Source organism: Spongiimicrobium sp. 3-5, from assembly GCF_046557915.1.
Classification (GTDB): Bacteria; Bacteroidota; Bacteroidia; order Flavobacteriales; family Flavobacteriaceae; genus JBHEBG01.
Genome location: NZ_JBHEBG010000001.1, coordinates 697351 through 710398, shown reverse-complemented (window position 1 = coordinate 710398; position 13048 = coordinate 697351). Strand labels below are relative to the sequence as shown.

General features: G+C 40.6%; 8 protein-coding genes. 3 read left to right on the top strand and 5 right to left on the bottom strand.

Features of this window, described 5'->3' with window-relative positions:
- Window positions 1–395: 395 nt before the first annotated feature.
- From ACEQ81_RS03100 to ACEQ81_RS03085, 4 genes are all read right to left on the bottom strand, one after another.
- Window positions 396–1223, bottom strand: a complete 828-nt coding sequence (locus ACEQ81_RS03100) for a methyltransferase domain-containing protein (protein ID WP_411029381.1) — start codon at window positions 1221–1223, stop codon at window positions 396–398.
- A gap of 163 nt (window positions 1224–1386) precedes the next feature.
- Window positions 1387–3255 carry a tRNA uridine-5-carboxymethylaminomethyl(34) synthesis enzyme MnmG gene (mnmG, locus tag ACEQ81_RS03095; RefSeq protein ID WP_411029380.1) on the bottom strand — a complete coding sequence of 623 codons (1869 nt, stop codon included), beginning with the start codon at window positions 3253–3255 and terminating at the stop codon, window positions 1387–1389.
- Between the two features lie 7 nt (window positions 3256–3262).
- Complete coding sequence (gene ybeY, locus ACEQ81_RS03090) at window positions 3263–3682, bottom strand: rRNA maturation RNase YbeY (protein ID WP_411029379.1); 420 nt, start codon at window positions 3680–3682, stop codon at window positions 3263–3265.
- Window positions 3675–7043: a DUF4175 family protein gene (locus ACEQ81_RS03085; RefSeq protein ID WP_411029378.1), complete on the bottom strand. Its 3369-nt coding sequence runs from the start codon at window positions 7041–7043 to the stop codon at window positions 3675–3677. The genes ybeY and ACEQ81_RS03085 overlap by 8 nt, the downstream gene beginning before the upstream one ends.
- A gap of 137 nt (window positions 7044–7180) precedes the next feature.
- Here ACEQ81_RS03085 and ACEQ81_RS03080 point away from each other — a divergent pair, with 137 nt between their 5' ends.
- From ACEQ81_RS03080 to ACEQ81_RS03070, 3 genes are all read left to right on the top strand, one after another.
- Complete coding sequence (locus tag ACEQ81_RS03080) at window positions 7181–8233, top strand: alkane 1-monooxygenase (protein ID WP_411029377.1); 1053 nt, start codon at window positions 7181–7183, stop codon at window positions 8231–8233.
- Between the two features lie 76 nt (window positions 8234–8309).
- Window positions 8310–9818, top strand: a complete 1509-nt coding sequence (gltX, locus tag ACEQ81_RS03075; protein WP_411029376.1) for a glutamate--tRNA ligase — start codon at window positions 8310–8312, stop codon at window positions 9816–9818.
- A gap of 207 nt (window positions 9819–10025) precedes the next feature.
- A complete protein-coding gene (locus ACEQ81_RS03070; RefSeq protein WP_411029375.1) occupies window positions 10026–10955 on the top strand; it encodes an SPFH domain-containing protein in 930 nt (309 codons plus the stop codon).
- A gap of 245 nt (window positions 10956–11200) precedes the next feature.
- Here the strand turns inward: ACEQ81_RS03070 and ACEQ81_RS03065 are convergent, their stop codons facing one another.
- A complete protein-coding gene (locus tag ACEQ81_RS03065; RefSeq protein ID WP_411029374.1) occupies window positions 11201–12886 on the bottom strand; it encodes a glutamine--tRNA ligase/YqeY domain fusion protein in 1686 nt (561 codons plus the stop codon).
- Window positions 12887–13048 lie beyond the last annotated feature (162 nt).

Here is a 13048-nt window from a genome sequence, read left to right as displayed (position 1 = left end):
GAAAGCTTAATGGAATTTTCTACACTTTATTGGCGCTAAAAGCAAATTTTTGGAACATGTGTCCCTAAATCTTAAAAAAATCTGCCCCTTTACATTGTAAATGGGTGACATTGCCCCCCATCTTTAAAAAAGCTACCATAATATTGCAGCACTTCTTATTTCCAATATTGGATTTTTCAAAAAACTTACCAACCACATCTTACATATACCTGCAATTTCCACCTTTGACTGTTTTGTGTCGCTATAGTTAAAAACTATGATTGTTTTAAGTTGATATTGTTTACGTCTATATAAAAACTCTTTTTCTAAGTGGGTATTTTTGCAAGTTCTTTAAAGATTTGGCACTGTTGGCTGGTGTGCCAATAAAAGTTCGGCAAATGTCCTTAAAATACGTTTTAGCCCTTTCTAAGTATATAAATCAGTGAAGAGTACTCCTTATTGCGCCAAGCTTTGATATTGGATCGAATTCCAATCCAAAAAGCCTTTGCAAAATTCTGTTTCCCGGTTTTATACTTTTCGGAAAGTAGAGAGACGTAAAAGGCATCGAAAATCATAGGTCTTATTTTAAACAAGTTTAATCCTTCTTTCCCAAATAGTTTTTTTATCGCCGTTTTGGAAAAGTGCCATAAATGTCTGGGCACGTCATAGGCCGCCCAAAAATTTTGATAATGGGCAGCATCGTAGGATTTAAAATTTGGTACGGCTACGATTAAAATACCATCCTGAACCAAAAGGTCTTTAAGCGTTTTGATTTTTTCTTCCAAATTAGGAAGATGTTCCAGCACATGCCAAAGGGTAATTACCTCAAACTTTTTGCCTTCCAAATCTTCCCAGTTCCCAAACATGGATACGCCTTTTTCGGCAGCCTTGTTTTTTGCTGCTTCGTTGGGTTCTAATCCGGATACGGACCAGCCAGCTTCTTTCGCGGCCAGCATAAAACTTCCTGTGCCTGCGCCAACATCGAGCAGTGTTTTTTTCTGCCCACCAAAAGGTCTTACCAGCTTTACTTTTCCGCTTAGGTTCTTTTTCTTTACCGTTTGATAAAGCTTTTCTACCAATGATTCACTGGCGTCCGAATGAGAAATATAATCATTGCTTTGATAGTACTTATCCAAGTCGTTGGGCTGGGGCGTAGTAACCAACATGTCTAATTCTTCATCGTACAACAAACTAAACGCTTCCCCTGAAATTGAATAATCTTTGGTGTTTAGGTATGGTTTCATATAAATCCTGGGACAGGTACTATTATTAATTAGGGGCTAAGTTAGCTCAAAACATAGGTTTCTAAAAACGGTTGAACCCCTATTCGAAAACGAATGGCAGGAGTACTCCAAATTATGGAAAATGTTTTGCTGGGCGCTTGCATGTTCCACGTGGAACATTTCCCTATCTGCCCATATAAACCAACATTACACTTATGTCGCTGGGTGATACTCCGCTGATCCGCGATGCCTGTGAAATGGTCACAGGGCGTATGGAGTTAAGTTTTTCGCGGGCCTCAAACGATAAGGACTTTAACTTTCCATAATCAAAATTATCAGGAATTTTTATGTTTTCCAATCGCTGTAGCTTGTCGGCATTGTTCTTTTCCTTTTGGATATAGCCCGAATATTTTACTTGGATCTCTGCCTGCTCCATAACTTCCCTATCAAATTCTTGCTCCGTTATATAGCCCGAAACGGTCTCTAATTGCATCATATGATCCATGGTAACATTAGGTCTGGAAAAAACCTTGAACATCTTGTCGGATTGTTTTACGGGAGCCGAGGCAACACTTTCCAAAATAGGATTTATGTCTTCGGGCGTTACACTGGTTTGTCTAAAAAAATTGATTAGCGCATCGGATTTCGACTGTTTTTCTTCCATCCTCTTTAAACGCAACTCACTGGCCAACCCTATAGCATAACTTCTTGGCGTAAGTCTTAAATCGGCGTTGTCTTGTCTTAACAAGGTTCTGTATTCCGCTCTGGAAGTGAACATTCTATATGGTTCTTCCGTGCCTTTGGTAATAAGGTCATCGATCAAAACACCAATGTAAGCCTCGTCCCTATTAAGTATAAACGGATCTTTCTCATTTGTTTTTAAATGTGCGTTGATACCCGCCATAATGCCCTGAGCCGCCGCCTCCTCATAACCTGTTGTTCCGTTGATTTGCCCGGCAAAGTACAGGTTACTTATTAACTTGGTTTCTAAAGTATGCTTTAACTGTGTAGGGGGAAAATAATCGTATTCAATTGCATAACCCGCTCTAAAGAATTTTACGTTTTCAAAGCCAACAACAGATTTAAGTGCTTTGTACTGTATATCTTCTGGCAAAGATGTGGAGAAACCATTAACATAAACCTCAACAGTGTCCCACCCTTCGGGTTCAACAAAAATTTGATGGCTGTCCTTGTCGGCAAAGCGGTTTATCTTATCCTCTATGGATGGACAATATCTAGGGCCTATGCTTTTAATTCTACCATTGAACATAGGAGATCTGTCAAAACCTTCTCGGAGCAAATCGTGTACCAAAGCACTGGTATGTGTCATATGACAATCTCGCTGGCTGGTAAGCAACGGAGACTCCAAATACGAAAATTTTTCAGGGTTTTGGTCGCCCGGCTGCAAAATCATCTTACTGTAATCCAAGCTTCTCCCATCAACTCTTGGAGGTGTTCCGGTTTTCATCCGGCCACTATCAAACCCAAAATCCGTCAGTTGTTCTGTAATACCGGTGGCGGCTTTTTCGCCGGCTCTTCCTCCTCCAAATTGCTTTTCCCCGATATGTATCAAGCCATTTAAAAAAGTGCCGTTGGTAAGCACAACTGTTTTTCCTTTAATGTCTATTCCTAACGAAGTTCTAACACCAATAATCTTGCTATCCTCTACCAACAATCCGGAAACCATTTCTTGATAAAAGTCAACATTGGGGGTTCTTTCCAGGGCCAAACGCCATTCTTCTGCAAAACGCATCCTGTCGTTCTGAGCCCTAGGGCTCCACATTGCAGGCCCCTTAGATTTGTTGAGCATTTTAAATTGTATAGCTGATCTATCCGTTATTAACCCGCTATATCCGCCCAAGGCATCAATCTCTCTTACTATTTGTCCTTTTGCTATACCTCCCATGGCCGGGTTACAAGACATCTGGCCTATGGTCTGCAAATTCATAGTGACCAAAAGTGTTTTTGAACCCATATTGGCGGCAGCGGCAGCGGCCTCAGCTCCTGCATGTCCCCCACCTACAACTATAACATCATACTCCTTTTCAAACATAACTTTTCTATTGTTCCACGTGGAACAATTTTATTTTTTCGTTTTCCTTTTCCCGCATTAAATCTACATCTGCCGCTTTCTTATCATTATAACCCAAAAGGTGTAAAACCCCGTGCGACATAACTCGCAATAGCTCGTCTTCAAAATTAATGTTTAGGTCCAGGCCGTTCTCTTTTACTCTTTCCACCGAGATAAAAATATCTCCTATTACATTACCCCCTTCCGAATAATCGAAAGTAACTATGTCCGTAAAAGTGTCATGATTTAAATACTTTCGATTGATTTCTAGCAGATACTCGTCATTACAAAAAATATAGTCCAAACGTTCGCAAACTCGCTGTTCACTTTCAAATATTCTAGTAATCCAATCGGTAAATTTCGTTTCTTCCCTTAGCTTAAAATCGGTTTCATAATGATATTCAATCATTCTTTTTGAAATAATCTTTTACTTTTTTTCTGAAAATTTGCCTCAAAGGTAATGCTTGTCTGTTTAAAATTTCAACTTCGTTCCGATAATTATCTAATACTGAGGGTTTAGTAGTAATAGGGTTACTATAATCCATTTTGTTGGTATTACTTTCCCGTTCGGGCTTTTTCCCTTGTTTTAAGGTAGCATTCTCTAACTTTAACAACTCGTATTCAATGGCATTAACTTTACTTCTGGTACGCTGGGTGGAGCCATTCTCTAGCAAGTCTCGCTCAAAATCCTCCATCTGTCTAATCAATTTTTGCGCCAACCGCTTGTCCTTGGCATTGATCATATCTTCCAACTGCTGTTCTAGTTGCTCACGTATTTGTTGTTGCTCCTTATAAATTTCATATATCTCTTGCAACTCTTGCTCGCTAAGACCACTTCCCTGTCCGTCCTTTCCAGAACCCTCGTTACCTTCCCCTTTTCCGTTGCCTTGTTTGCCCTTATTCCCTTTTCCAGGTTTCCCATCCTTTCCCTCTTTTCCTTCACCTTTACCTTCTTTTCCTTTCTCGCCAGATTTTGGCTCTCCCTTTTCACCTTGCTCTCCAGTGGATCCGGATTGGCCCATTTGGCCCATCTTTTCCTTTATATCGCCCTGGCCCTTTATAATATCGGGTAACTGAAAACCTTCGGAACTATTGCCAGAACCAGCTCCGGACATACTCTGTTGCATATTGTCCAATAAACGAACCAAAAAATCTGCTAAACTGTTAGCTGCAGTTAACACGCGTTGCTGATACGCAACCCCCTGATACATCTGTCTTTCCGCCATGCTTTCTAGCGTCTTCTCTGTATTATACTGAACCTCAGTTATTTGCTCGTTTACAAACTCGGATAACTCCGCCCTTCTTAAGGAAAGAGCGAACAAACTATCATCTACATGTTTAAAAAGTTCTTGCAATTCTCGCTGTCTTTTAACACTGCTCGTAAACTGTGCCACATCTACCTCTGTATCTTGCAATGAATCATAAAGTTGTTCTTGTTTGAATGAAAATGTAATTAGGTTATCCAATATCTGCCGCAACATTTCGGCGTCTTCAGTAATGGAAGACCCGCCACCATCCATGGTCATAGACTCTTGCAGCTCTTCACTCATTTTCTTAATCTTTTGAGCGGCAGCTTTCTGTTTAGGGGCCGCCTTTTTGCCCGTATTTTCATTACTTTCCTTTTCCCCTTCGCCGTTTTCTGCCGGCTTTGACAATTCCTCTAACGCATTTTGCTGATCCTCCTTTACCCCTTCTTCCAAGGTTTTGTTCATCTTAAGGTTTAGTGGTTTTTTTAAATCTTCATTGTCCTTTTTAAGTGTTTTCATTTCTTCGGCAACCTTATCAAACCTCTCATTGAGCTTGTCTTGCTCTTCTTTTTCAGTGGTACCCAAATCCTCTTTCGCCAACTTCTCTTGCTCCCTGGCAAGCTCTTCCAAATCTCTGGACAATTGAGCTGCCTTTTCTGTTACATAGTATCTTTTTGTAAGTTCTAACAACTGTTCCAGTCCGCGCTCACTACTTTGTTGCTTTTTGCCCAACTCATCTAACCTTTTGGAGAGTTCTTCCTTGTCTATCTTGTCGGCGATTTTGTTAAGCTCCTCCAACAGTTTTTCGTTTTTTAGGGCCTCCAATTCTTGCCGCTCCAATCGCTCTTTAAGCAATCTATTTTCCTCGCTACTGTTATGGTCCTTGTCCAAATTTTCTTTAAGCTGCTTGCTAAACTTTTTCATTAAGCGTTCTTGCTGCTGTTGCTTTTGCAAGAAATCCTTAATTTGGCTTTGCTCATTAAAGTTTAAAATAGATTTCTCCTTTTGCTCTCTATTTATCTCCTTTAATGTTTCTTGTTGCTCCTTAAAGCGCTCCAAAGACTTACCCATATCTTTTAGAAGGCTCTTCTGAACATTTAACTCCTTGTTCTTCAGTTCATTAGAGCCATAAACACGTGAGCTAAACAACTTGCTTTTCACTGTCTTACCTTTATGAATCCTATCGTTATCAATAACCTCAAAATAAAAGCTATATACGGTGTTCTCCTCTAATTTGAGTCCAGACGGAAAAGTATAATAGAACTGTTCAAAATTCGTTTCTGGGCTTCCCAATAACACAATCTGTTTATCATTTTCCCTTCCTTCCGGATAACAAATCAACCTAATAGAAGCCAATCCATAATCGTCCGAAGCTTGGCCAACATAATAAGACAGGTTAGGGTTTAGAGAATCCAATACCGCATTTACATTTATCTTGGGATAGGCATCTTTAATGACCTCAAAGCGATAATCCAAAGTCTCATAATTCTGTACATTCCGGTTGGAGGTCGCAATCTGATAATCCAAACTGGAATAGATGGTTTTAGAAAGTTGAAAGCCGCCGTCGTCATCCTTAAACACCAGCGAAGTATCTTTTAGCACAAGGTGGATGCTATCGGTATGAAGCCCCTCTATTTCCCATTGCACCTTAGTGCCCTCGGGAAAGGTGGCATTGCCCCCACTTTTAACTATTTCGGTGACTCTTTTTGTATAATCTGGATAATCCAATACCAAATTAAAATTTTGAATGGATGGGGTCTCCAATGCGTTAAGCAAATAGCTGCGTGAGGTAACCCCATTAGCCTTAAAGTAAAACTCGGTATTCTTTAAGGGCGGAGCCAACGTATAACTATAAAGACCCGCTTGTTGTTGTAACAGAAACTCCTTTCCGTTCATTACAAGGTAAACGTCTTCGGGCTTTACTTCTCCCACAGTGCTTACCTGAATAACAAAAGGCAAGCTTTCTAGCACATTCAGCTGGCCAGATAAAAGGTTAAAGCTAAAAGGTGCAGGTGGTTCATAGGCCAAATTATAGTTAATCACTCGACTATACGACCCAAAAAAAGAACCTATATTCCCAGAAACCCACAACAGGCAAACGATTATGCCTGGGATAGCCAAATACTTAATGTACTTAACATTCTCCCGAAAACTTATGGCCTTCCTAAACGGTATTGGATCTAGTTTTTCGGATCGTTGTGCAATACTAGCCAAAAGCAATTCAGAGCGGTCCGTGTCCTCGGCAAGATCTAAAAGATTATAGAGCTTATCCCCAACTTCGGGAAAGTACCTTCCGATTATTAAAGATGCTTGTCTATTACTGATACCTCTTTTTAGTTTAAAGAGATAGAACAGTGGGGTTAAAATATACTTGTAAAGCAGAAAAAGCTCGGTGCAAAGAAACAATAATAACAATACCAAGCGCCAGGTAGAGTTAAGCCACAACAGATATTCCACACTCAAAACACCTAGGAGGAATAGCAATCCCAATGACAAGAATAAAATACTTCCCTTAATAAGCATCTTGCTATAATACTTGTGCGAAAAACCATTTAGTTTATTAAGTATGTTGCGATAACTGTCCAAAACTTGATATAATTTAATACCAAGATACCCGTTACAGTAAAATAAAGCCTCAAAAAATTGTTAAAAAGCAGACCATGAAGGATTTAAAGTATTTAGCTGCAATGAGCATCCCCTATGCGGCGATAGTAAGCATCCATGATAAAGGCCTTATGAGCTTTGTAACCGTATTCTTCGCTTTTGTTGTCATCCCCATTTTGGAGCTTCTACTTCCGCAAGACATCTCCAATTATAAAGGTGATATCCGAGAAAGGAAAAAGAACAGTCTAATTTATGACCTATTTCTTTACTTAAATATTCCCGTAGTTTTTTGCATTGTATTCTATGCCCTTTGGAAAACAACCAAAGATATCTACGCTACCTATGAACTTATAGGTGTTATACTTTCTGTGGGCTTTGTTCTTGCGGTAAACGGCATCAACGTAGCTCATGAATTGGGGCACAGACAGGCTAGCCCACAGCGTTATTTGGGGAAATTGTTGTTGCTACCTTCCCTCTACATGCATTTCTATATTGAACATAACTTTGGCCATCACGCACGTGCAGCCACTAAAGAGGACCCTGCGACTGCCAAATACAACCAATCGGTATATTCTTATTGGGTCACATCGGTGCCCAAACAATATTTAAGTGCTTGGAAACTGCAACTCAAAATGCTAAGGCCCAAACAATTATCATTTTTTTCGCTACAGAACGATATGTTTTGGTTTTCGGTCCTTCAAACCAGCTACCTTGTACTAATTACATTCTTTTTTGGTTGGTTGGGCCTGTTGCTAGCACTTGCTTTCGCTATTGTAGGCATTCTGCTACTAGAGACCGTAAATTACATAGAACACTACGGACTACGCCGTAAAAAACTACCCTCGGGCAGGTATGAACGTGTAAAGGAGATACACTCATGGAACAGCAATCATTTAATTGGGCGTGCAATTCTTTTTGAGCTTACCCGGCATAGTGATCATCATTTTAAATCTTCCAAAAAATATCAAATCTTGGATTATCATGATAGCTCCCCTCAAATGCCCTTTGGCTACCCAACCTCTATGGTGCTTTCTCTTGTGCCTCCGCTTTGGTTCTGGATTATGAACAAAAGAATTCCTGAGGAAATGCGGGCAAACGTCAAAAACTAAATTGCCACAAACCTTTCTTTTTGCCTTTGGGGTTTAGTGGTCATAGCCCTATCTTTGCACCTCAATAATCCAGACTATGAGCAACAAAGTTCGTGTTCGTTTTGCGCCCAGTCCAACTGGGCCTCTTCACATTGGTGGTGTCCGTACGGCCCTTTTTAATTATCTTTTTGCTAAAAGGCATGGCGGACAATTTATTCTTCGGATAGAAGATACCGATCAAACAAGATACGTGGAAGGCGCCGAGCAATATATCATAGATGCTCTAAACTGGTGTGGTATTCCTTTTGATGAGGGTCCGGGAAAGGATTTGGGTTATGGTCCCTATAGACAGAGCGATCGCAAAGCACTATATTGGGATTATGCGGAGGAGCTTGTTGCAAAAGACAAGGCTTATTACGCCTTTGATACCCCAGAGCAACTAGATTTCCATAGAAAAGACCACGAAGCTAAAGGAAAGACCTTTATCTATAACTGGCATAACCGCTTAAAGCTTAAAAATTCGCTCTCCCTTTCCCCAAAGGAATTAACTTCCAAATTGGAAGCCGGGGAGGCCTACGTAATTCGATTTAAAACTCCCGAAGGTCAAAAACTACAATTGGAAGATCTAATACGGGGACAGATCGAGATCGACTCCAATACTTTGGACGATAAGGTATTGTTTAAAAGCGATGGGATGCCAACCTATCATTTGGCCAATATTGTAGACGACCATTTAATGCAAATCAGCCATGTTATACGGGGAGAGGAATGGCTACCTTCCTTGGCCCTACATCAGCAACTGTATGAGGCATTTGGTTGGGAGGTGCCCAAGTTTGCCCATCTTCCGCTGATTATGAAACCTGTTGGTAAAGGCAAGCTAAGCAAGCGCGACGGAGAAAAAGGCGGTTTTCCTATTTTTCCCATGGCTTGGAAAGACAGCCAAGGGTATAAGGAAGCAGGTTATTTTCCGGAAGCGGTAATTAACTTTTTAGCCTTGCTGGGATGGAACCCCGGTACGGAGCAAGAAATATTTAATCTAGAAGAGCTGGTTGCCGCGTTTAGTTTAGAGCGGGTAAACAAATCCGGTGCACGTTTCGATCCTGAAAAAACCAAATGGTACAATCAACATTATTTACAGCTAAAGGAAAATGCGGAATTGGCGGTGCTTTTCCAATCCATAGTAGCGCTAAACGCTCCGGAATCTACTTGGGCGGCCAATTTGGACTACATAGAAAAAGTAGTGGCATTGGTTAAGGAGCGCGCATCCTTTATTAGTGATTTCTGGGAACTGAGCAGTTACTTCTTTATTGCACCCACCAATTACAATGAAAAAGCCGTCGGAAAGCAATGGAAACCCGAAACACCTGAAATAATGAACAACCTTATCGGTGTACTGAAATCCATTGAAGACTTTAGCGCATCTGAAATTGAAGACAAGGTGAAACGTTGGATAGGCGATGAGGCATTGCCGTTTGGAAAAGTGATGGCCCCCTTAAGATTAGCCCTTGTGGGCGATTTAAAAGGTCCCCACGTTTTCGACATTCTCTCCATGATAGGAAAAGAAGATAGTATGGCACGTATTCAGCGGGCCGTGGAAAAACTTTGATTTAGCTATTCCCCTGGAATACAGCCCCTATTTTGTTCTCTAGATGGATTTGGTCCTTTTAAAAAACATCGGACTGTAACAAATGCGAATAAAACTATACAGATATAGTGTAGAGTTTCGTAAATTACCTCTAGGCTATGGACAAAGAGTTTTTAAACAACTTCTTTAATTTGTCCCTTTTCAATTTAAACTTAAAAACACACTATTATGAGCTATTTCTTTTTAATACCGTTGGTTTTCTTCGGTTTCATTATTCTATTATCTTCCTTCTTCATCGTTAAACAACAAACAGCTGCGGTAATTGAACGCTTTGGGCGTTTTCATAGCATCCGGAACTCGGGTCTGCAAATGAAAATTCCTTTAGTAGATCGCATTGCGGCTAAGCTAGGGTTAAAAATTCAGCAATTGGATGTTATTGTTGAAACCAAAACCTTGGATGATGTGTTTGTAAAACTAAAAGTATCGGTTCAATATGTTGTAATAAAACAAAAGGTATACGAGGCCTTTTATAAGTTGGAGTACCCCCATGACCAGATTACGTCTTATGTCTTTGATGTAGTAAGGGCCGAGGTACCCAAGATGAAATTGGACGATGTCTTTGTTAAAAAGGACGATATCGCCATCGCCGTAAAATCTGAACTACAGGATGCCATGTTGGATTATGGCTATGACATTATTAAGACATTGGTAACCGATATTGATCCGGACGCTCAGGTTAAGGAGGCCATGAACCGTATAAATGCTTCCGAGCGCGAAAAGATAGCGGCACAGTTTGAAGGTGACGCCGCCCGTATCCTAATTGTTGAAAAAGCAAAAGCAGAAGCGGAAAGCAAACGACTGCAGGGACAAGGTATTGCAGATCAGCGTAGGGAAATAGCCCGCGGCCTGGAAGAATCCGTGGAAGTTTTAAACAAAGTGGGTATCAATTCCCAAGAGGCTTCAGCCCTTATCGTGGTTACCCAACATTACGATACTTTGCAATCCATAGGTGAGGAAACCAATACCAACTTAATATTGTTGCCAAACTCTCCGCAAGCCGGAAGTGATATGCTTAATAATATGGTGGCTTCGTTTACGGCCAGTAACATGATCGGTGAATCCATGAAAAAACAGGATCCGACCAAAAAGAATAAGTAGACATTTATTTAAAGTGGCGCTCCAATCTTAAAAACGCCCTGCGGTTTAGTGCTGCAGGGCGTTTTTTTGTGGTTAAACTCTTTTTCTGGTCCAAAAACGATTTAAAGACGTGCTGACGCTTTTTAACAAAACAAGATGAGCCTAACATTACCTCGCAATAAAAAGTTCTTAAAAAGCCCTTTAAATACTTGTGTTTTCATAGAAAATACCAATTGTTCTATTTTAGATCATCTGTAAAATCTATACTAGGTTTTTTCCTGTATTTTGGCCCAGGTATCTCGAAGACCAACCGTTCTGTTGAAAACAAGTTTTTCCGGAGTTGCATCAAAATCCACATTGAAATAACCGAGCCGTTGAAACTGAAAACGATCTTCGGGCTTTGCATCTTTTAGACTTGGTTCTACAAAACCGGTAATTTCTTTAAGCGACTCCTTATTTACAAAATCCATAAAATCCCTGTCCTTATGGGAATCTGGGCTCTCGTCCACGAAAAGTCGATCATACAATCTCACTTCTGCCGAAATTGCATGGGCAATGGAAACCCAATGCAGGGTTCCTTTTACTTTTCTAAGGCTTTCCTCTGTGCCACTTCCGCTTTTACTTTTCGGATCATAGGTGCACTGTATTTCCATGATGTTACCGTTTTCATCTTTGGTACAGCTTACCGCTTTAATGATATAACCGCTCTTAAGGCGAACTTCACCACCCAATTTAAGTCTAAAGAACTTTCTGTTGGCTTCCTCTCTAAAATCTTCACGTTCTATATACAATGCTCTGGAAAAAGGAACTTTTCTAGTGCCTGCCGTTTCATCTCCAGGGTTATTTTCGGTCTCTAGCCATTCTTCCTCTCCTTCGGGGTAGTTTTCAATTACCAATTTTATCGGGTTCAAAACGGCCATTACCCTAGGTGCAACCTTGTTTAAATGTTCCCTTAGGTGAAATTCCAACAGAGAAACATCAATTAGGTTATCTCGTTTGGCAATGCCTATAGTATCCACAAAGTTCCGAATAGATTCTGGGGTATATCCCCTCCTTCTGAGACCGGAAATAGTAGGCATTCTTGGATCGTCCCACCCATTTACAACGCCTTCTTCCACGAGCCTAAGCAGTTTTCTTTTGCTAACGACGGTATGGCTAAGGTTTCTTCTGGCAAATTCACGTTGCTTTGGGCGTACCTGCGCAGGGTTCCTAACTTGGTCCAAAAACCAATCATAAAGTTCGCGGTGCATAGCAAACTCCAAGGTACAGAGCGAATGTGAAACTTGTTCAATATAATCGCTTTCACCATGGGTCCAGTCGTACATAGGATAAATACACCAATCGGTATTTGTTCTGTGATGTGCCTGATGCAGTATCCGGTACATAATGGGATCTCGCATAAGCATGTTAGACGAAGCCATATCAATCTTAGCCCTTAAAACATGTGTACCCTCTTCAAAATCACCATTTTTCATTCCTTCGAAAAGCCTTAAATTCTCTGAAACCTCCCGATCCCTATATGGGCTATTGCTCCCAGGTTCTGTAGGTGTGCCCTTTTGTTTAGCCATCTCTTCCGAAGATTGGCTATCTACATAGGCTTTCCCCTTTTCTATAAGGGACACGGCCCAATCGTACAATTGTTGAAAATAATCGGACGCATAACATTCCTTGTCCCACTTATAGCCAAGCCATTCTACATCGCTCTTTATGGCTTCCACATACTTTTTCTCCTCTTTGGCGGGGTTGGTGTCGTCAAACCTTAGATTAACGGGGGCATTATAACGCAGTCCCAATCCAAAATTTAGGCAAATGGAGCTAGCGTGTCCGATATGCAAATGGCCATTTGGCTCTGGCGGAAAACGAAATCTTAAATGTTCTTTTGGGAAACCATTTTCCAGATCTTCCTCTACAATATGTTCTATAAAATTAAGCGGTTTTGACGCTTCGTCCATTGGATATCAATTTAAGGAACAAATGTAGGAAAAATGGAGTGATACTGGGCTACAAAAAACTTCCGCCATACAAATACACGCGTTTCACAACATTTTTGATTACCGCTACAACATTAAATTTCCCGCCCATCGATTATATGTCATATTTGTTATTGAATACCC